Source organism: Actinobacillus seminis, assembly GCF_002263215.1.
GTDB classification, from domain to species: domain Bacteria; phylum Pseudomonadota; class Gammaproteobacteria; order Enterobacterales; family Pasteurellaceae; genus Actinobacillus_B; species Actinobacillus_B seminis.
Genome location: NZ_NLFK01000005.1, coordinates 162,067 through 183,178 on the forward strand (window position 1 = coordinate 162,067; position 21,112 = coordinate 183,178).

The 21,112-nt window shown below is 40.0% G+C and carries 20 protein-coding genes; 2 read left to right on the top strand and 18 right to left on the bottom strand.

What is annotated here, in order from left to right:
• Positions 1–23: 23 nt before the first annotated feature.
• The 7 genes from kdsA to CFY87_RS06605 all read right to left on the bottom strand — a co-directional run bounded on the left by kdsA (position 24) and on the right by CFY87_RS06605 (position 5,281).
• Positions 24–878: a 3-deoxy-8-phosphooctulonate synthase gene (kdsA, locus tag CFY87_RS06575; RefSeq protein WP_094946436.1), complete on the bottom strand. Its 855-nt coding sequence runs from the start codon at positions 876–878 to the stop codon at positions 24–26.
• 17 nt (positions 879–895) lie between these two features.
• Entirely contained in the window at positions 896–1,690 is a 795-nt protein-coding gene (locus CFY87_RS06580) for a SirB1 family protein (protein ID WP_094946437.1), read from the bottom strand.
• 3 nt (positions 1,691–1,693) lie between these two features.
• Entirely contained in the window at positions 1,694–2,554 is an 861-nt protein-coding gene (gene prmC, locus CFY87_RS06585; protein ID WP_094946438.1) for a peptide chain release factor N(5)-glutamine methyltransferase, read from the bottom strand.
• A 92-nt stretch (positions 2,555–2,646) separates the two neighbouring features.
• Positions 2,647–3,729, bottom strand: coding sequence for a peptide chain release factor 1 (gene prfA / locus CFY87_RS06590; protein WP_094946439.1), 1,083 nt, complete (start codon positions 3,727–3,729; stop codon positions 2,647–2,649).
• Positions 3,730–3,874: 145 nt separating this feature from the next.
• Entirely contained in the window at positions 3,875–4,336 is a 462-nt protein-coding gene (locus CFY87_RS06595) for an outer membrane lipoprotein (RefSeq protein ID WP_094946440.1), read from the bottom strand.
• A gap of 32 nt (positions 4,337–4,368) precedes the next feature.
• Positions 4,369–4,689, bottom strand: a complete 321-nt coding sequence (locus tag CFY87_RS06600; protein WP_094946441.1) for a hypothetical protein — start codon at positions 4,687–4,689, stop codon at positions 4,369–4,371.
• Between the two features lie 4 nt (positions 4,690–4,693).
• A complete protein-coding gene (locus CFY87_RS06605; protein ID WP_094946442.1) occupies positions 4,694–5,281 on the bottom strand; it encodes a VOC family protein in 588 nt (195 codons plus the stop codon).
• A gap of 83 nt (positions 5,282–5,364) precedes the next feature.
• Here CFY87_RS06605 and argS point away from each other — a divergent pair, with 83 nt between their 5' ends.
• Entirely contained in the window at positions 5,365–7,098 is a 1,734-nt protein-coding gene (gene argS, locus CFY87_RS06610; RefSeq protein ID WP_094946443.1) for an arginine--tRNA ligase, read from the top strand.
• A gap of 101 nt (positions 7,099–7,199) precedes the next feature.
• On the opposite strand, the gene CFY87_RS06615 is transcribed toward argS, so the two are convergent.
• From CFY87_RS06615 to sstT, 6 genes are all read right to left on the bottom strand, one after another.
• Positions 7,200–7,781 carry a TorD/DmsD family molecular chaperone gene (locus CFY87_RS06615; protein ID WP_094946444.1) on the bottom strand — a complete coding sequence of 194 codons (582 nt, stop codon included), beginning with the start codon at positions 7,779–7,781 and terminating at the stop codon, positions 7,200–7,202.
• Positions 7,760–8,395, bottom strand: coding sequence for an NAD(P)H-dependent oxidoreductase (locus CFY87_RS06620; RefSeq protein ID WP_094946445.1), 636 nt, complete (start codon positions 8,393–8,395; stop codon positions 7,760–7,762). Before CFY87_RS06620 ends, CFY87_RS06615 begins: the two co-directional genes overlap by 22 nt.
• 34 nt (positions 8,396–8,429) lie before the next feature.
• Complete coding sequence (locus tag CFY87_RS06625; RefSeq protein ID WP_094946446.1) at positions 8,430–8,879, bottom strand: NfeD family protein; 450 nt, start codon at positions 8,877–8,879, stop codon at positions 8,430–8,432.
• A 51-nt stretch (positions 8,880–8,930) separates the two neighbouring features.
• On the bottom strand, positions 8,931–9,857 hold the full coding sequence (locus CFY87_RS06630) for an SPFH domain-containing protein (protein WP_094946447.1): 927 nt from the start codon (positions 9,855–9,857) through the stop codon (positions 8,931–8,933).
• Between the two features lie 44 nt (positions 9,858–9,901).
• The gene (gene modF, locus CFY87_RS06635; RefSeq protein ID WP_094946448.1) at positions 9,902–11,347 is read right to left on the bottom strand and encodes a molybdate ABC transporter ATP-binding protein ModF; all 1,446 of its coding nucleotides are present in this window, start codon (positions 11,345–11,347) and stop codon (positions 9,902–9,904) included.
• Between the two features lie 62 nt (positions 11,348–11,409).
• Positions 11,410–12,648, bottom strand: coding sequence for a serine/threonine transporter SstT (sstT, locus tag CFY87_RS06640; protein ID WP_094946449.1), 1,239 nt, complete (start codon positions 12,646–12,648; stop codon positions 11,410–11,412).
• 255 nt (positions 12,649–12,903) lie between these two features.
• Here sstT and CFY87_RS06645 point away from each other — a divergent pair, with 255 nt between their 5' ends.
• Complete coding sequence (locus tag CFY87_RS06645) at positions 12,904–13,344, top strand: LexA family protein (protein ID WP_094946450.1); 441 nt, start codon at positions 12,904–12,906, stop codon at positions 13,342–13,344.
• Positions 13,345–13,428: 84 nt separating this feature from the next.
• On the opposite strand, the gene CFY87_RS06650 is transcribed toward CFY87_RS06645, so the two are convergent.
• The 5 genes from CFY87_RS06650 to crr all read right to left on the bottom strand — a co-directional run bounded on the left by CFY87_RS06650 (position 13,429) and on the right by crr (position 21,065).
• Positions 13,429–13,926, bottom strand: a complete 498-nt coding sequence (locus CFY87_RS06650) for an NlpC/P60 family protein (protein ID WP_094946451.1) — start codon at positions 13,924–13,926, stop codon at positions 13,429–13,431.
• Positions 13,927–14,136: 210 nt separating this feature from the next.
• Positions 14,137–15,558, bottom strand: coding sequence for a dihydrolipoyl dehydrogenase (gene lpdA / locus CFY87_RS06655; protein WP_094946452.1), 1,422 nt, complete (start codon positions 15,556–15,558; stop codon positions 14,137–14,139).
• A 91-nt stretch (positions 15,559–15,649) separates the two neighbouring features.
• Positions 15,650–17,515, bottom strand: coding sequence for a pyruvate dehydrogenase complex dihydrolipoyllysine-residue acetyltransferase (gene aceF / locus CFY87_RS06660; RefSeq protein WP_094946453.1), 1,866 nt, complete (start codon positions 17,513–17,515; stop codon positions 15,650–15,652).
• Between the two features lie 81 nt (positions 17,516–17,596).
• On the bottom strand, positions 17,597–20,260 hold the full coding sequence (gene aceE / locus CFY87_RS06665) for a pyruvate dehydrogenase (acetyl-transferring), homodimeric type (RefSeq protein ID WP_094946454.1): 2,664 nt from the start codon (positions 20,258–20,260) through the stop codon (positions 17,597–17,599).
• 304 nt (positions 20,261–20,564) lie between these two features.
• Positions 20,565–21,065 (bottom strand): PTS glucose transporter subunit IIA, encoded by a 501-nt coding sequence (crr, locus tag CFY87_RS06675; protein ID WP_094946456.1) that lies wholly within the window; start codon positions 21,063–21,065, stop codon positions 20,565–20,567.
• Positions 21,066–21,112: the final 47 nt, after the last annotated feature.

Consider the following 21,112-nt stretch of genomic DNA (forward strand, 5'->3'; position numbering starts at 1 on the left):
TTTCCCCTACATATTAATTGGAATTAATTTGATGTGTCAATTTCTTCAAACGATTTAACTAAATCATCTACCGCTTTCATTTGCGCCACAAAGCCCTCCAAAGTTGATAAGGGTAAAGCAGAAGGTCCGTCACATTTTGCATTATTCGGATCCGGATGCGCTTCTAAAAATAACCCCGCAAGCCCCACCGCCATACCGGCACGCGCCAACTCGGTCACTTGCCCGCGACGACCGCCGGAAGCCGCACCAAAGGGGTCTCGGCATTGCAATGAATGGGTCACATCAAAAATCACAGGACAACCGTTTGACACTTTTTTCATCACACTGAAGCCCAACATATCTACCACTAAATTATCGTAACCGAAGTTAGATCCGCGATCACATAAAATCACTTTATCGTTTCCGCATTCAGCAATTTTTTCCACAATATTGCCCATTTGTCCCGGACTTAAAAATTGCGGTTTTTTCACATTAATCACAGCACCGGTACGCGCCATTGCCTCCACTAAATCCGTTTGACGCGCCAAAAATGCCGGTAATTGAATAATATCCACCACATCCGCTACCGGTTGGCATTGATAAATCTCATGTACATCCGTAATAATTTTTACACCGAAAGTTTCTTTCAATTCTTGAAAAATTTTCAATCCGGCATCCATTCCTGGTCCGCGATAAGAATGAATAGACGAGCGATTAGCTTTGTCAAAAGATGCTTTAAACACATAAGGCACGCCTAATTTTTGCGTCACTTCCACATATTTTTCACACACTTGCATTGCCATATCGCGACTTTCCAACACATTCATCCCACCGAACAGGACAAAGGGTTTATCATTAGCAATTTCAATATGATCCAAGTTAACCATTTTATTTTGCATAATTAATTGTTCCTTTACTAGTGAATCGATTCAACTGTTTGTTTTAATTCTGAAATTTGTCCTGCCAGCAGAAGTGCGATCGGATCTTCGGGACATTTTTCAATAAAAAATTCAATATCTTTTGCTGCCGCATTAAAACAGCCCATTTGCGCCAGCACCAAACCACGATCACGAATTTCATAAGGATCATTCGGATGACGCCATAATAAATTATCAATATATCTTAAGGCTTCGCTATTATGTTCTTCTCGAATTAACGTGGTTTTTGCCAATTGGCTGAAACGAGCCACCAACTCGCACTCATCCGCGACTGCCAATTCCTCAGCAGTCAATTTCGCACCAAATCCAAATGCACCTTCATATAAGGTCTGCAAATAATCCCGTGACACATATTTTCCGTTCCAAGGATCAATAAACGCCACTTTTCCCTCCACATCTGCACGTAAAATCAATTGCGTTGGAAACAAAACAGGATAAATAGGTAAATCTAATTTGTCTGCAAGATACAACAAAATACAACCAAGGCTTACCGGCATGCCCTGTTTACTGCGCAACACATAACTTAAATACAGATTCTCGGGGCGAAAATAGCTATTACGATCGCAATAAAACCCCCAATCGCCATACATTAATTGCAATAACCGGTGAATTTTCTCTTTGACATCAAAATCTGCCGGAATAGCTTTACGCGCTTTGCGCACAAGTCCTCCCATTAACGAACGAATAGTACGCAAATCTTCGCCGCCATCCGCTGTTGTACAAAGATAGAAACTTTCCATTTCTAAATAAAGTGCTTGTTTTTTGTATTTCATTATTTATTTCAGTCGAGCCAATGTTACTCGCTCATTGTCGCCATAATCTCGCACAGTTGCAACCTTTTCCCACAAATTTTCATCAAAAAAAGACCGCACTTTTTCGCCTTGTTGCCAACCATGTTCTAAAAGTAACCAACCTTGAGTATTTAAATATTGAGGAGCTTGTTCAATAATGTAACGTAAATCCGCATAGCCATCCTCTCCTGCGATCAAGGCAGATCGCGGTTCAAAACGCACATCACCTTGGCTTAAATGCCTATCTTGCGGATCGATATATGGAGGATTGCTCACTATCACATCAAATTTTTCATTCACCTTGTCAAACCACGAGCTTTGGCGAAATTCAACTTCCGGCAAATGATTACGAAGCCCATTACGCGTTGCCAGCACCACCACATTAGCAATCATATCCACGCCTAAAATTCGCGATGTTCGACCGTACTTTTTCAATTCATCAGCTAAAGACAACGCAATCGCGCCGGTTCCCGTGCCTAAATCTAAAATCGCGACATCCCCTTCCGTCGGAAGCTGTTTTAAGGCTTGTTCCACCAAAATCTCTGTATCCGGACGCGGAATTAACGTATCCGACGATACCTCTAAATTTAACGTCCAAAAATCCGTCTCGCCCAAAATATACGCCAGTGGCTCGCCAGTAGCGCGGCGGTTTAAAAGTGCGGCCAGTTTTTCCAACGTTTTTTTATCTAATTCCGTTTCTGAAAATGCCATAATTTGTGATTTAGATTTTTGCGTCACCACTTGTAATAACAAGCCGGCATCAAATTTAGCGTTAAGATAGGGATCGGATTTAAGATTTTCGCTTAGCAATATTGTGGCATGATTAAGCCATTGTTGGTAGTTCATGATTATTATGGGGACACACGTTGGTATCTGTTGTAAAGAAGACACATTATTGATGTTTACGGACGCCGATATGGCGCCCATACGGTCGTTAATTAATTATTATCCGCCAATGCGGCTAATTGATCCGCTTGATATTCTGTGATAATCGGTTGAATTAATTCATCAATTTTACCGTTCATCACTTCATCCAGACGATAAAGCGTTAAATTGATGCGGTGATCCGTTACACGCCCTTGCGGATAATTATAGGTTCGAATTTTATCTGAACGATCGCCGGATCCCAATAAATTACGACGCGTATCTGCCTGTTCCGCCACTTGTTTTTCTTGTTCCGCTTGCACGATACGAGATGCTAATACCGACATTGCTTTGGCTTTGTTTTTATGTTGCGAACGCTCATCTTGGCATTCCACGACAATACCGCTCGGAATGTGAGTAATACGCACTGCGGAATCCGTGGTGTTAACGTGTTGCCCACCCGCACCGGAGGAGCGATAAGTATCAATACGTAAATCCGCCGGATTAATTTCCGGCATCTCACTTTCCGGCAATTCCGGCATCACTGCTACAGTACAAGCGGAGGTATGAATTCGCCCTTGTGATTCAGTTTTTGGCACACGTTGTACGCGATGGCCACCCGATTCAAATTTCAATTGCCCATACACTCCGTCGCCGCTGATTTTGACAATCACTTCTTTGTACCCGCCTTGCTCACTTTCGTTGGCGCTTAACATTTCAACGCGCCAACGTTTACTTTCCGCATAACGACTATACATCCGGAATAAGTCGCCGGCAAAAATCCCCGCTTCATCTCCCCCGGTTCCGGCACGAATTTCCAAATAGCAGTTATATTCATCATTCGGGTCTTTTGGTAAAAGTAAAATTTGTAGTTGTTGCTCAATTTGTTGTAGTTCCGCTTTGGATTCTTCGATCTCCAACTCCGCCATTTCTTTCATTTCGAGATCATCTAATAATAATTGCGCTTCTTCTAAATTATTATTCAATTGTTTCCAACGAGAAAAACATTTAACCACATCTTCTAATTGTGCATATTCTTTCGAATAGGCTCTAAATTTCTCTTGATCATTGATAACGGACGGATCGCCCAATAAGGCTTCCAGTTCTTCATGGCGTTCATTTAAATTATTCAATTTACTGATAATTGAGGCTTTCATTTATTCTAAACCTTATAAAATACAAATAAAAAAATCAAGTTATTCTAGCATGAATTCATCCAAAATTTACCGCCTACGTAAAATTTCAGCCAAAAAATAAGGCCTTTAGTCATCTAAAAGCCTTATACTAAAGAATAAGTTAGAATTAAAGCACGGATACGTTTAAGGTTGAACCGCCAACGATACGAACTCGAGCGCCGGGAACTAAAGATTTATCGTATTTTTGTACCACAACAATCTCTTTACCGTCATCTTTACGAATCACTAACTCTAGTGAATTCACTTGACTCATTTTTTCTTCAATTTTACTGCCGACAACCGCACCCGCTATTGCGCCTACTGCAGATGCAATAGCTTGCCCTGTACCGCCACCGATACCGGAACCGGCAATCCCGCCTAAAGCACCGCCACCAATAGTACCAATAACCCCTTGATTATCCGTTTGAATTTTTACCGGACGGGCAGAAACGATCGTACCATAACTGATTGAACGCGCCTCTTTTGCTTGATCGCTAGAATAAACATTACCACTATAAATATCTTGGTTAGCACAACCCGCTAATCCTAAACCCATTAAAATAGCAAATGCCAGTGTAATTTTTTTCACAAAAACCCCCTAATACTCAAATGTAAAATAAACTATTGTCCGCTTCTTGATGCCCAGATACGAGATTTGGAACGAGAAATATTATCAACAACAACCCCTTGCTCATGTTGAGAAACACGAACACAAGTTCCTACCACTAAATCTGAATCATAAGGTTGAGTAAACGTAAAGGTATCAATTTGACCATCCAAACCATTACAATTATTTTTACGGATAGTTAATTTCAAATTATTACCTTCATATGCACTAAATAGAATCTCCCCAGTGTAAGAATTATCTTCCACTTTATTAACTGAGCAAGCTGCTAATCCCAAACTTGATACTGCTGCTAATGCTAAAACTGCTTTTTTCATTGGCTTAAACCTCAATTACTTCTTTAATATTATACGGATGAACCTTAATACAAGTAGAATGAGACGATAAATCTCTTAATTTTACTGCAATCGAGGGATTCGGTAATTGTTCCCCTTCGACTTTCGGTTCGCTTATTTTGACAGTTAACTCACTTAATTTGTCCCATAAAAACAATTCATCTATTCTATTTATCCATTGAGATACAGATTCATTGGACAAAAACGGAATGACAACCTCTATATGCTCCCAGCCTTCTTTCGAATAAGGTTGTTGTTTAGGGAACGGTAACTCAATAATATTGACATATCGGTTGGCAAAAAATAACGGAATATCTAACTCAATCAAGTAAATTACCCGCCCATTGACAATATTATCGCTCAGAATTCTACCGCACTTTGTAAGCGCTGTCAGCCAATCTTCTGCATTTTTACTTTGATTTACTCTTATTGCCAAATGATCAATCTCATAGTCTGACAACGGAAGATTGATTGCCTGAGCTAACTGTAAAATATTTTTTTCAAATCGGATAAAATCAAATAACGATTTGCCATTTTTAACAAATAGCGGATGATTTTGATTAAAAATAGTCATTTTTTCCTATGTTATCTTTTCTGAAACATGAAACAACGGTATCATAACGCATTATTTTAATAATTCAACATTAGGTATAAACAGTGAATATTCAATCTATTTTAGCCGACAAAATTAAACAAGCAATGCTCAACGCCGGCGCCGATAAACAATGCGACGCCCTGATTCGCCAATCAAGCAAAGCACAGTTCGGTGATTACCAAGCGAACGGGATTATGGCAACCGCCAAAAAATTAGGTAAAAACCCGCGTGAATTCGCCCAAAATGTGTTAGATGTCGCTGAATTAAGCGGTATCGCTGAAAAAACGGAAATTGCCGGTCCCGGATTTATTAATATTTTCTTAGATAAAAACTGGTTAACGAATGCCTTAAATCAAGCCCTTAGCGAGAAAAATTTAGGTATAAGGGCAATGGAAAAAAAAACGATTGTCGCCGATTATTCTTCCCCAAATGTTGCTAAAGAAATGCACGTAGGACATTTGCGTTCTACGATTATCGGCGACGCAGTGGTACGTACACTGGAATTTTTGGGACACAACGTTATCCGAGCCAACCATGTCGGTGACTGGGGAACGCAGTTCGGCATGTTGATTGCTTATTTGGAAAAAATGGAAAATGAACACGCCTCCGAAATGGAACTAAGCGACTTGGAAGCCTTTTATCGCGCGGCAAAAGAACATTACGACAGCGATCCCGTATTTGCCGAAAAAGCGCGCGGTTATGTCGTGAAATTGCAAGGTGGAGATGAATACTGCCGCACAATGTGGAAAAAATTGGTGAACATCACCATGCAACAAAACCAACGCAACTACGATCGTTTAAATGTAACCTTAACGGAAAAAGACGTGATGGGCGAAAGTTTGTATAACCCAATGTTGCCGAGAATTGTCGCCGATCTGAAAGAGCAAGGTTTAGCGGTGGAAGATGATGGAGCTTTAGTTGTCTATTTGGACGAATTTAAAAATAAAGAAGGTGATCCAATGGGCGTAATCATACAGAAAAAAGATGGTGGTTTTTTATACACCACCACAGATATCGCCGCGGCAAAATATCGTTATGAAACCTTAAAAGCCGATCGTGCCTTAGTTTTTTCCGATACGCGCCAAAGCCAACATATGCAACAAGCTTGGCTTATCACTCGCAAAGCCGGTTATGTACCGGACAGCTTCCAATTGGAACACAAAAACTTTGGTATGATGCTTGGTAAAGACGGAAAACCATTTAAAACTCGTAGCGGTGGCACAGTAAAACTTACAGATTTATTAGATGAAGCCATTGAACGGGCGGAAAAATTAATTGCCGAAAAAAGCACCGCACTTTCTGTCGAAGAAAAAGCCGCAGCAGTCGACGCGGTAGGTATTGGCTCAGTGAAATATGCCGATTTATCTAAAAATCGCACCACGGATTATGTGTTTGACTGGGATAATATGCTAAGTTTCGACGGCAACACCGCACCTTATATGCAATATGCTTATACCCGCATCCGCTCAATTTTTAACAAAGCGCAATTGAACGAAAGCCAAGTCACCGACGCCAAAATGGCTTTAAACACGGAACAAGAAAGAACCTTAGCGATTAAATTATTGCAATTTGAAGAAGCGGTACAACTTGTCGCAAAAGAAGGCTCACCACATATTCTTTGCACCTATTTATATGAATTAGCCGGTATTTTCTCCGGTTTCTACGAACATTGCCCAATCTTAAATCATGATGATGAACAGGTGAAATTAAGTCGTTTAAAATTGGCATTGCTAACGGAAAAAACCTTGAAACAAGGCTTAGATTTACTTGGAATTAAAACCGTAGAAAAAATGTAACCCCGCAAATCCCATAAAAAATCTGCACCTTAATCAGTTGGTTGTTTAGTCCAACTTTTTGGGGGCAGATTAAATCTCTCAATGCGCTTTTTTGTTTGTGATTATTCCTCTTCCGCTTCATCCAACTCATCCGCCATGGCGGCTAAAATTTCGCGGGATAAAATGGCTAATGAACGATAAAAAGGCAAATTCGCTTGTTGCTCCACTTGCGCTAAAAACAAATGAGCGCAAGGCAATAAAAAGCGTTCAAATAATTCTCGCTGTGCCTGAACCGAAGCCACATTATCTTCAATCCATGAAGCAGTTAAAAAAACTAACGCAAAATGCACCGCACTTTGTTCATTCTCTGTTAATGGCGGCATGGCGCGTTCCTTGCGAAATGCAATAAAATCTGATACCGCAATGCCATAATCGGTGATGACGGTTTTAATAAGCGGATTTGCTTTGCCAAAGAGACGTGAATATTCTTGCTCCAGTAAAGTCAAATCGATTTTCATTTGCAAAGCATCCAGCGCCTGTTCGCTTTGTACATCAGTATCCAACGCCCATACTTGGCTCAATCCTTTTTGTTGCAACCAAGTAAAAACGTTGCTTAATAGCGGATCCGTTGGCGCACGATAAAATAAATTGCCGAATAATCGACTAATTAATGAAAAATGGCTTAATTGTCGTTCCGTTGACATCCGGTTTGTCCATGTTGTTCCAAAAGTGCGGTTAAATTCTGTTGCGTTTTTTGCTCCGCTTGTTGCAAAATTCCTTGGCGCTGCGCCTCACTTAACACATAAATATCGCCGATTAATTGATGGTCAATATCGGTAATGCCGCAGAAATTAAATAACCCATCCACCAAACAATGGCGAATGGCAACATCAAATCCCGTTTTTTGGTATTTATCATTGCTGCTGCCAATAGTAATAAAATGCTGCATTTTTTTCTCTTGTAATAAGCCGACCGAAATTCCGTTTTCTGTTTTATAAGCAAATCCATGACTCAATACTCGGTCTAAATAACCTTTTAAAATCGCCGGAAATCCCATCCACCAGAGGGGATAAATTAAGGTAATCAAATCAGCATTACGGAGTAAATCTTGTTCGTATTTAATTTCTACCGGCGTAATATTTTGATTTGCCGCTTGTAATTCCGCCCAAGATAACACCGGATTAAATTGCATCGCATAAAGATCGCGTACCGCTGTTTCCGCACCAACTTGTTGCGCCCCTGCCAATACGTGCTCTAAAATCGCTTTATTAAAACTGTTTTGATTGTTCGGATGAGCAAAAATAACTACTTGTTTCATTTTATTCTCTGTTTTCCTTTTTTATTATTTGATTTTATTCTTTAATTTTGCGAACTTGCAAGGTAATACCAGCAACTGCTTCCACTTCGATCACATCACCAACCTGTAAATGTTTCCCTTGGATACGCCAAGTCGTATCGCCAAAATACCCACGACCAATTCCGTTGGCTGCTATTTCTTGTACCGTTCCACGTGCTTTTAACATGGCATGATCTCGTTGATTAAGGGAAGAATATGATTGATCGGAGAGATCTTTACTATGTTGATATTTCCACCAAATCAGGCTTAACAACAACGCAAGCAAGGCATAAATAATTGTCAGCGCAATTAAGGATAAACTGCTAAATGTCATCAAACCGGCGGTAATCAATGCCGCCAATCCCCACCATAACAAAAAAACGCCAGGTATCATCAATTCAGCAATCAACAATACAAAGCCTAAAATCACCCAATGCCATACTGACCAATTCACCAGCCATTCCATCTTCTTTTCCCTCGCTTAAAATTTAAGCGGAGCGCTAACCCCGCCTAAATATTAATTTGATTTTTTATCGCCTTTAAGTAATTCGGCAATACCGGCAACAGATCCGATCAGATTTGCCGCTTCCAGTGGCATTAATACCACTTTACTATTGTTCGATCCGCCGATTTCTTTTAAGGCTTCCGTGTATTTTTGGGCGATAAAATAATTAATCGCTTTCATATCGCCACCGGCAATGGCTTCCGATACCATTTGTGTCGCTTTAGCTTCCGCTTCAGCCGCACGCTCACGCGCTTCCGCCTGCAAAAAGGCTTCTTGTCGCTCCCCTTCCGCTTTCAAAATCCGCGATTGTTTTTCTCCTTCCGCGCGTAAAATCTCTGCCTGGCGCACACCTTCCGCTTCCAAAATATCTGCCCGTTTATTACGCTCGGCTTTCATTTGCGCATTCATCGCGGCAATTAACTCATGGGGCGGGCGAACGTCACGAATTTCAATCCGTGTCACCTTAATTCCCCAAGGATTCGTTGCTTCATCCACAATCGCCAATAAGCGCCCGTTAATGCTATCACGCTGAGATAACATTTCATCCAGCTCCATTGAACCCAGTACAGTACGAATATTCGTCATGGTTAAATTGATGATGGCCTGTTCTAAATGATTAACCTCATACGCTGCACTGCGTGCGTCGATCACTTGCACAAAACACACCGCATCAATAGATACATTAGCATTATCTTTGGAAATCACCTCTTGTGACGGAATATCCAACACTTGCTCCATCATATTGATCCGACGTCCAACGCGATCCACAAATGGCACCACAAAATTCAATCCCGGCGTCAAGGTGCGGGTATAACGCCCAAAGCGCTCAATTGTCCAATGGTAACCTTGCGGCACAGTTTTTAAAGTAGAAAAAAGAATAAATACCACCAACGCCACAAAAAAAATCGCTGCTATCGGTAATCCGTCAATGAAGTCCATAGTTTTCTCCTTTCAAGTCAACACTTGATTAAAATTCTAACAAATCAGACCGCACTTTGCACATAATAATATCCATTATTTTTTGTAACAAATTCAAATAAATGCGTAATACAATCGGGTGCATCCTGATCTTGATGAGAAACAAATAATAATTGTGTTGCACTATTTTTTACCAATTGATCAATAAAATGCTTCACCAATTTACGATTTAATCCGTCCAATCCTTGTAGCGGTTCGTCCAAAATTAACACCGGCGGATGTTTGACCATTGCACGTGTAATCAACAATAAACGTTGTTGCCCCCAAGATAATGAGCGAAAAGGACGCGTGGCAAGGGCGCTCAAATTAAGGCGAGCTAACCATTCCATTGCTTTTAAACGAAGAGCGTCCGGCGTTTTTTGATATACGCCAATACTGTCAAAAAAGCCGGAAATAATGACATCAATGACCGAGCAATTAACGCGATAATCCATATGCAATTGGCTGCTGACATAACCAATTTTTTGCTTAATTTCCCAAATTGTTTCACCGCTTCCCCGCTGGCGCCCGAATAAATGCACATGGTTAGCATAGGCTTGCGGATGATCGCCGGTGAGAATAGACAACAATGTGGATTTACCGGCACCATTAGGACCTTTTATCCACCAATGTTGATCAGGCACCACCGTCCAACTTAAATGATCCAACACGACTTTATCACCATACTGAATACAGACGTCTTTTAATTCAAAGAGCGGTTGATTTTTATCTAATTTTATCAACGGGGTCGCACTTTGCGGCAATGGCACATCTACTGCATTTTCCGCATAATATAATTGCTGATAAATACTTTGTTGTTCCACCTGTTCGCGGGAACCTTGCAAAATTAATTCCAATTCTTCCAATAACGCTAGATGATCCGCCGCCGGCGGAAAATCGGAGAAACGATTGACGATCAATACTAACGCCATTTTTTGCTGTAATTGACGAAGTAAATTCATCCAATCTTGCACCGATTGTTTATCCAATCCCTCAAAAGGTTCGTCCATAATCAATAAATCCGGCTCGCTCACCAAGGCTTGGCATAGTAACACTTTGCGACTTTCGCCGGTGGACAATTGCATAAATGGACGCTCAAGCAATGCGCTGATATTTAATTTTGCTGCATAAAGCTCACAAAGATCGTCATTGTTGCTCCCATTTAAAATGGTTTCACGGGCAGTATTGCCAAAATCATCAGGACTGACTGTATCGTTGTTACGATCTTTAAAAGTTTGTTCTAAAATATGTTGTTGTTTTTCAAAGGAAAGTGCGGTGATTTTTCGAAAAGAATTAGTAAATTCGCCATCAAGTAATGGCAATTCTCCTTGTAAAGCAAGGCTTAAGGCTGTTTTCCCACTGCCATTTGAGCCCAAAATAACCCAAAAATCCAGCGAATCAATAGTTAAAAAAGGAACTTTCAGGCAATTATTTTCTATAAGTTGAAAAGAAGCATTTTCGATTTTTATCATTATTTCTCCTCAAAAAAAGCGGATAAAAATCCGCTCTTTAATCATATATAGATCAAGCTATGCTATGCTTTGTTTTCTTCCGACATACATACAGCAGCTGTAAATAAAACATCCGTACAAGAATTCAATGCGGTTTCTGTAGAATCTTGCAAAACACCAATAATAAAACCGACACCAATAACCTGTGCTGCGATATCATTTGAAATTCCGAACAGACTACAAGCCAACGGGATCAATAATAAAGAACCGCCGGCAACCCCGGAAGCACCGCAAGCACAGATGCTCGAAACTACGCTTAACAAAATCGCGGTCGGAATAGAAACTTCAATACCAAGCGTATACACGGCAGCTAAAGTCAGCACAGTAATAGTAATCGCCGCACCGCCCATATTAATTGTCGCCCCTAAGGGAATAGAAATAGAATATGTCTCTTCATCTAAATTGAGACGTTTTGCTAATGCCATATTGACCGGAATATTCGCGGCAGAACTGCGGGTAAAAAAGGCGGTCAACCCACTCTCTCTAACGCATGTCCAAACCAATGGATACGGATTACGACGAATTTTCCAATAAACTAAAATAGGATTAATTACAAAAGCAGTAAACAGCATTGAACCAATCAATACGAACAATAATTGTATATAATCCAATAAAACGCCCAGCCCTCTGTCCGCCAATGTATTAGCCACTAAGCCAAAAACACCGATTGGTGCAAAATTAATAATAAAACGAACAATTTTTGATACTCCTTCGGAAAAATCATTGACTACAGATTTAGTAGTATCTGATGCATGGCGTAATACAATACCTAAACCAATTGCCCAAGCTAAAATCCCGATAAAGTTAGCATTAAATAACGCATTTAATGGATTATCAACAACATTAAGCACCAATGTCCCTAATACTTCAGATATTTCACTTGGTGGAGAAAGTGAACCGTCTTGGGTCGCCAATGCAATCTTTGTTGGTACTGCAAAACTCACTAACACAGCAGTTAACGCAGCAAGAAATGTTGCTAATAAATATAAAATAACAATGGATTTCATGTTACTTCTCGTACCAATTTGTTTGTTAGCAATCGCTGCTATCACCAATAAAAATACTAAAATTGGAGCAACCGCACGCAAAGAACGTACAAAAACCTTCCCCAGAAAACCTACTTTATCGGCTAAATTAAATCCTAAAGTAGATTCTAAAGTCGGCGTTATCAACGCAACCAGCAATCCTAATACAAGACCAACAGAAATACGTTTGACTAAGCTTCCATGAAAAAATAATGAGATAAAACGTGATGAGTTCATAGTAAATAATATAATGTTATGTTGATATCCGGATCGAAGGTTCGATCCCCCTGCAAAACAAAGATAGCTTAAAATTTAGAGAAAGAAAATATTTAATTTTAAATATATTGCTCTTTTCTTAAAAAAGAATCATCTTTCAGCAAAAAATATTTAAAAAAAACAAAATAAAAAATTTTTATCAAAACAGTTGACATACTGTATATTAAATCAGTATCATTTAACTGTATAAAAAACCAGTTAATTTTGAGGTGTATGATGGCTTTTATGAATAATACAATGGAAAATATGGCTAAAATGTATTCTTATCATCCTATGCCATTCTATCAAGATACTAACCCATCAAAAGGTAATCAAAAGTTGGATCTCAATTTACATTGCATCAAACGTCCGCAACAGACTTGCTTTATCCAAGTGACCAATCCGAATTTATTTACTTGGGGAATTGAAACTGGCGATATTTTGGTAGTCGAAAAAAATGATCAGCTTTATCACGGGGATTTGGTTGTTTTAGATATAAACGGGCAATTCCAGCTTTATGAAGTAGCGTTGAATGAACATGAGATCCTCTTTTTTTCGCTAGACAGCAAAATTTCCAGCATTAAAACTGCAACTCAATATGATATCCCTCTGGTGGGTACGGTAACCAATACTATCCACCAAATTAAACCAAGGATCGCAATAAAACTTGTCGCTTAATCAATAAAAAAGAATGCAGAATAGCCAGAAAGTGCAGTTAAAAATAACTGCACTTTTACTTATGCTAACAAAAATAGAAATCAATTAAATAACGCGACGTGATTGTGTATAAGTTCTGCGCCAATAACTATCAGTCAACGAACTAATGGTGACACCGGAACGTGTCCCGGCATGCATAAACTCATTATTACTGATATAAATGCCAACATGACGATTAGCTCGGAAAAAAACTAAATCACCAGGTTTCAAATTTACTTTTTGAATTTGTTTTCCTGCATGGCGTTGTTCGAAAGTCGAACGAGGTAAGCTAATTCCAAAAACATTTGCAAGAGCGATTTGTGTGAATGCGGAACAATCAATTCCATTTTTGCTTTCACCACCCAGTCGATAACGCGTACCTACCCATTCTTGATAAACTTGTGCTAATTGCTTCTCAAATTCAACGAAAGATCGTGACGGCGTATTGGTTTTAACCCCATTGATGAACCGGGGTTCTTTATTGTTTTTAACATTTACCGATCCTGAATTAGAACACGCGGTCAATAAAGCTAAACCTGAAATAATAAAAATCTTCTTTAGCATATATAAATAAAACTGAATAACTATATATCTGATTGATAATACCTGACTTTTACTTTAATAGCCAGCACTTATAACACTAATTTAAAAAACTTCTACATTTTTTGTTATTTCGTGAATAACATCACATAATTTATATATCTTTATTAAGAAAAAACGAGCAATGTTGTAACATTACTCGTTTTTATTCAAACTGAATTTAGTAAAACTCAATTATTTTTTCTTCGCTTTCGGGTTCGGTAAGTCGGTGACAGAACCTTCAAACACCTCTGCTGCTAAACCGACGGACTCATGCAATGTTGGGTGCGCATGAATTGTCAATGCTAAATCTTCTGCATCACAACCCATTTCAATCGCTAAACCAATTTCACCTAATAATTCACCACCGTTAGTACCAACAATCGCACCACCGATAATGCGGTGTGTTTCTTTATCGAAGATTAATTTGGTCATACCATCTGCACAATCTGATGCAATTGCACGACCGGAAGCCGCCCATGGGAATTTAGCCACCTCATAATTAATGCCTTCCGCTTTACATTCTTTCTCGGTTTTACCCACCCATGCCACTTCCGGTTCAGTATAAGCAATAGATGGAATAACTTTAGGATCGAAATAATGTTTTTTACCGGCAATCACTTCCGCAGCTACATGACCTTCATGTACGCCTTTGTGTGCTAACATTGGTTGACCAACAATATCACCAATCGCAAAAATATGTGGGACATTAGTACGCATTTGTTTATCTGTACGGATAAAGCCACGCTCATCAACTTCCACGCCGGCAACCGGTGCATCAATTAATTTGCCATTTGGTACGCGACCGATAGCCACTAATACAGCATCATAACGACGAGTTTCAGTACATTTTTTACCTTCCATTGAAACATGAATACCGTCATCTTTAGCCTCAACTGCAGTCACTTTCGTTTCAAGTAACAAATTGAATTTTTTCTCAACACGTTTAGTATAAATTTGTACCATATCTTTATCAGCAGCAGGAATAACTTGATCGAACATCTCAACAACATCAATGTTAGAACCTAGCGCATGATACACGGTTCCCATTTCAAGACCAATAATACCGCCACCCATGATTAACAGATTTGCAGGCACTTCTTTTAATTTAAGTGCATCTGTTGAATCCCAAATACGTGGATCTTCATGTGGAATAAATGGAAGTTGAATTGGGCGAGAACCGGCTGCAATAATAGCGTTATCAAAATTGATGGTTGTTTCACCATCTTCACCAGAAACAATAATCGTATTTGGACCAGAGAATTTACCGTAGCCATTTACCACTTGTACTTTACGCATTTTCGCCATACCAGCTAAACCACCGGTTAATTGGTTAATTACTTTCTCTTTCCAACCGCGAATTTTCTCTACATCAGTACTTGGTTCACCAAACACGATTCCGTGTGCTGCTAAAGCTTTTGCTTCTTCAATCACTTTAGCAACGTGTAATAATGCTTTTGAAGGGATACAACCAACATTTAAGCACACACCACCCAAGGTTGAATAGCGTTCTACAATAACAGTCTCTAATCCAAGGTCCGCGCAACGAAATGCAGCTGAATATCCAGCAGGACCGGCACCAAGTACAACAACCTGTGTTTTAATTTCTTTGTTCATCTTTTTACCTCGTTAAAACTTTGCGATTTTCACCGCACTTTAACTTCTCAAGTGAGGAAAATCCCCACTCACTATCCAATTATTGCTAAGACTACATCACTAAACGACGAAGATCACTTAATACGCCATTAATGAAAGTAATAAATCTTGCACCATCTGCTCCATCAATCACACGGTGATCATATGATAATGACAATGGAAGCATTAAACGAGGAGTGAAATCTTTACCGTTCCATACCGGCGTCATTTCAGATTTAGATACCCCTAAAATCGCCACTTCCGGTGCATTAACAATTGGCGTAAATTGTGTTCCGCCAATACCGCCGAGGCTAGAAATAGTGAAACATCCGCCTTGCATATCGGAAGCGGTTAATTTGCCTGCACGCGCTTTTTTAGAAATTTCCGCTAATTCGCGAGAAAGTTCAATGATGCCTTTTTTGTTAACATCTTTAAATACAGGAACCACTAAACCGTTTGGTGTATCCACCGCAACACCGATATTGATATATTTTTTCAAAATCAGGCTTTGTGCATCTTCTGAAAGTGAGCTGTTAAAGCGAGGATAGGCTTCTAATGCTTTTGCTACCGCTTTCATGATGAACACTAACGGAGTAATTTTCACGTCAAGTTTTTGTTTTTCCGCTAACACATTTTGTTCTTTACGGAATTTTTCCAACTCGGTGATATCTGCTTTATCCCATTGGGTAACATGAGGAATCATTACCCAGTTACGGTGTAAGTTTGCCCCGGATATTTTTTGAATACGTCCTAATTCAACTTGCTCTACTTCACCAAATTTGCTGAAATCCACTTTTGGCCATGGTAACAAGCCTAAACCAGCGCCATTGGCTTGACCTGCCGATGCTGATGCAACCGCTCCGGATTCAACCGCTTTAATCGCCGCTTTCACATAAGCTTGAACATCTTCTTTTAGAATACGACCTTTACGTCCGGTCCCTTTTACTTTGTCTAAGTTAACACCAAATTCGCGTGCTAAACGACGCACAACCGGTGTTGCATGAGCAAATACAGCACTTGCGGCAACATCTGCTTGACTTGTCGGAGTAGAAGCTGCCGGAGCTGCAGTTGGTGCCGGTGTAGCCGGTTGTGCTACAGGATCAGCACCAGCTACTTCAAAGCGCATAATCAATGAACCCGTTGAGACTTTATCACCGGATTTAACTAAAATTTCTTTCACCACGCCGGCAAATGGCGCCGGTACTTCCATTGATGCTTTGTCGCCTTCAACGGTGATAAGTGATTGTTCTTCCGTTACAGTATCGCCTATACTTACCATAATTTCAGTTACATTCACTTCGTCGCCACCAATATCCGGAACATTCACATTTTGCACCGCACTTTGTACCGCTGCAGCCGGTTGAGCTTGAGCAACAGGTTGAGAGGCGGCGGCAAGCGGTGCTGCACCTGCAATCTCAAATTTCATCACTAAGGTTCCGGTAGAAACTTTGTCACCAACATTGATTAAAATTTCTTTTACCACACCGGCAACAGGTGCCGGAACTTCCATGGAGGCTTTATCACCCTCCACATTTAAAATAGATTGTTCCGCTTCAACACGATCGCCAACTTTTACCATAATTTCGGTCACATTTACTTCGTCGCCACCAATATCCGGAACGTTAACATCCACAACTGCACTGGCTGTTGCTTGTGGAGCCGGAGCTGCTGCTTTTTCTTCTTTTGCAGCTGGCGCTGGTGCGGCATCCGCACTTTCTAAAATAAACATTGGTGTACCTGTCGTCACTTTATCACCAACTTTAACCAAGACTGCTTTAATTACACCCGCTTCCGGAGCCGGAACTTCCATTGCAGCTTTATCGCCTTCAACGTTAATAACTGTTTGTTCGGCAACGATCGTATCACCTGCTTTCACCATCACTTCCGTAACGGTAACTTCATCTCCGCCGATATCCGGGATTTGAATTTCTTTTGCCATTTTTAACTTATCCTTTGCTTGTTAGATGAGTAGCTTTATCATTATGAATTATGTGTATTGTGGACCAAAGTCCACAATACATTAAGCGTATAACGGATTTACTTTATCCGCATCAATGCCATATTTAGCGATGGCTTCAGCAACAACTTTTTTATCTACAGTACCTTGCTGTGCAAGTTCTGCTAACGCAGCAACCACCACATAACGCTCATCTACTTCGAAATGTTCACGTAAATTTTCGCGACTGTCTGAACGACCGAAACCATCAGTACCAAGTACATGATAGCCTTGTGCAGGTACATACGCACGAACTTGTTCCGCGAAAAGTTTCATATAGTCAGTTGAAGCAACTGCCGGCGCATCATTCATTACTTGAGCGATATAAGGCACTTTTGGCGTTTCTGTTGGATGTAATAAGTTCCAACGCGCTACTTCTGCCCCCTCGCGTGCTAATTCAGTAAATGAAGTCACACTATAGACATCAGAGGTTACGCCATATTCATCCGCAAGGATTTTCGCCGCTTTACGTACGTGACGTAAAATCGAACCGGAACCAAGTAATTGAACTTTGCCTTTACCTTGACCGGTCACGGTTTCAAATTTATAAATACCTTTACGGATACCTTCTTCCGCCCCTTTTGGCATTGCCGGCTGATCGTAAGTTTCGTTCAATGTAGTAATGTAGTAGAACACATCTTCTTGATCCGGACCATACATACGACGAACGCCATCTTGCATAATCACAGCAACTTCATAAGCAAACGCCGGGTCATAAGATACACAGCTTGGAATAGTCAACGATTGAATATGGCTGTGACCGTCTTCGTGTTGTAAACCTTCACCGTTCAAGGTTGTACGACCTGAAGTACCACCGATCATGAAACCACGCGCACGTTGGTCACCAGCTGCCCACATTAAATCGCCGACACGTTGGAAACCAAACATGGAATAGTACACATAAAATGGGATCATTGGTACATCATTGGTTGAATAAGAGGTTGCCGCAGCTAACCAAGATGCAGTCGCCCCTTGTTCATTAATTCCCTCTTGTAACACCTGACCATCAATTGCTTCGCGATAATAAGCCACTTGTTCACGATCTTGTGGTGTATAATTTTGACCGTGCGGATTATAAATACCGATTTGACGGAATAGTCCCTCCATACCAAAGGTACGTGCTTCGTCCGCTAAAATTGGAACGATATGTTTACCGATAGATTGATTTTTTAATAACACATTAAGTGAACGCACAAATGCCATGGTAGTAGAAATTGGACGCGCCTGTTCTTCAAACAATTGTGCGAAATCTTCTAGTGCAGGCACGTCAAGTTGTTGGGTAAAACGTGGTAAGCGAGTTGGTAAATAACCGCTTAATGCTTGGCGACGTTCATGTAAGTATTTATATTCTTCTGAACCTTCAGCAAAGGTAATATACGGAAGTTTTTCCAACTCTTCATCAGCAACAGGAACACTGAAACGATCACGGAATTGTTTTACATTAGAATCGCTCATTTTTTTCACTTGGTGAGCAATATTTTTACCTTCAGCAGCATCACCCATCCCATAACCTTTGATGGTTTTCAATAAAAGTACAACCGGTTTACCTTTAACTTGTTTCGCTTTATTAAATGCCGCAAAAATTTTCAACGGATCATGACCGCCACGATTTAATGCCCAGATTTCATCATCTGTCATATCCGCAACAAGTGCTTCAGTTTCAGGATAACGACCAAAGAAATGTTTACGAACATAAGCACCGTCTTTTGATTTAAATGTTTGATAGTCGCCATCAACCACTTCCATCATCAATTGCAATAATTTACCGGAAGTATCGCGCTGCAACAAACGATCCCAACGACGTCCCCAAATGACTTTAATCACTTCCCAGCCGGCGCCATTGAAATTACCTTCTAACTCTTGAATAATTTTACTGTTACCGGTTACCGGACCATCCAAACGCTGTAAGTTACAGTTGATAACAAAAATAAGGTTATCTAAATTCTCACGTGCTGCAAAAGCCAGTGCACCTCGTGATTCAACCTCATCCATCTCGCCATCACCTAAGAAAGCATATACGGTCTGTTCTGAAGTATCTTTTAATCCGCGATTATGTAAGTATTTTAAGAAACGCGCTTGATAAATTGCACTCAACGGCCCCAAGCCCATAGAAACGGTTGGGAATTGCCAGAATTCAGGCATCAATCTTGGGTGAGGATAAGAAGAAATCCCCTTGCCATGCACTTCTTGACGGAAATTGTCTAATTGTTCTTGTGTCAAACGGCCTTCTAAGAAAGCACGGGCATAAATTCCCGGCGCAATATGACCTTGGAAATAAACTAAATCACCACCGCTCTTTTCGGTACGTGCTTTGAAAATATGGTTGAAACAAACTTCATAGATAGTCGCTGAAGATTGGTACGATGCCATATGACCACCAAGTTCAAGATGCTTGTTAGAAGCTCTTAATACCATCATATTAGCATTCCAACGAATTGCACTACGAATACGACGCTCTAAATCCAAATTACCCGGGTAGTTTGGTTCTTCATCAACAGAAATAGTATTGATATAATCTGTTGTTACTCCGGTAGGCAAAGACACGGAATTCGCACGAGCACGTTGCATCAATTGCTCAATAATAAATTGAGCTCTCTCGACACCTTCTTCACGGATTAATGAATCGATAGCCAATAACCAATCATTCGTTTCGACTGGATCTACGTCATTTCTTAAAATTTCTGACATAGTCTTTTCCTTATTATTTGAGTTAATGTTAAGCTTAATTCCACGTAGAAATTAAACAACGGATAGATACTAAATCTTTATTAATTTGAAAATGCTTTCTCTATTAATAATACAGCAAAAGAGAATTCACAAATCCTTAACAAATTTGATAAATATTATTAGATTTTTTGAGAGAAAGATAGTAATTTTTGCCGTCATTAAGCAAAAAGCTCATTTCTTAGACAAGTTTTATTACCAAAAGTTAGATAAACGTAAAAATACGCAAATAAAAAAGCCCATTTTAACAATGGACTTCTTTAGGATATTATTTTTTCAATACTAACACGACGCTTTCGCCGGCAACAACCTCACCATTTTTTTTATCAATACTGCTAATTTCATCCATATTGGAGATCACAACAGGAGTTAATACAGATTTTGCTTTTGTTTCCAAAAGCGCAAGATCAAATTGGATAACAACATCACCACGTTTAACCGCTTGACCTTCTTGGACAACACGGGTAAACCCTTCGCCTTTCAGCTCGACAGTATCAATACCAAAGTGTACAAAAAGCTCAACGCCTTCTTTCGATTCCATTGAAAAGGCATGATTGGTTTCAAAAATTTTACCAATAACACCATCAACTGGCGCAACAATAGTGTTGCCGGTAGGACGAATAGCGACACCGTCACCAACAATTTTTTCTGAAAAAACAACATCTGGCACATCTTCAATATTTACAATCTCACCGGAAAGCGGCGCATAAATTTCAACATCCACCGCCTTACCGTCTTTTGAACCAAATAATCTATCAAAAAAAACCATTTTTAGTCTCCTACTAAGTAAATCTCTTGAACATTCTATCGTAAAAG